Annotated in this window: 1 protein-coding gene; it reads right to left on the reverse strand. The window is 61.5% G+C overall.

What is annotated here, in order from left to right:
• On the reverse strand, positions 1-364 hold a 364-nt coding region (locus PQQ95_RS36560; protein ID WP_408447271.1), incomplete at both ends, for an NAD(P)/FAD-dependent oxidoreductase.

Consider the following 364-nt stretch of genomic DNA (forward strand, 5'->3'; position numbering starts at 1 on the left):
CAGATGCCCGCGCGCGCCTTCGCAGAAGAGCGTGTATTTCGCGTGCAGTTCCATACCGAGCTGGAAGTTCTCGGTCGGCTCGCCGTCCTTGCCGATGCCCAGGTTGCCGGTGGCAACGCCTTTGACCGAGCCGTCGTCGTTGTACAGAATCTCGGCGGCCGGAAAGCCCGGGAAGATTTCCACGCCCAGCGCCTCAGCCTGCTGACCGAGCCAGCGCGTGACGTTCGCGAGGCTCACCACGTAGTTGCCGTGATTCTTGAAGTTATCCGGCAGCGCCCAGACCGGCACACTTTTCGAGCCGGTTTCGGTCAGAAACAGGAATTTATCCTCCGTCACGTCCACCGTGAGCGGTGCGCCTTTTTCT

It is taken from the genome of Paraburkholderia caffeinilytica (assembly GCF_046030355.1).
Taxonomy (GTDB): domain Bacteria; phylum Pseudomonadota; class Gammaproteobacteria; order Burkholderiales; family Burkholderiaceae; genus Paraburkholderia; species Paraburkholderia caffeinilytica_B.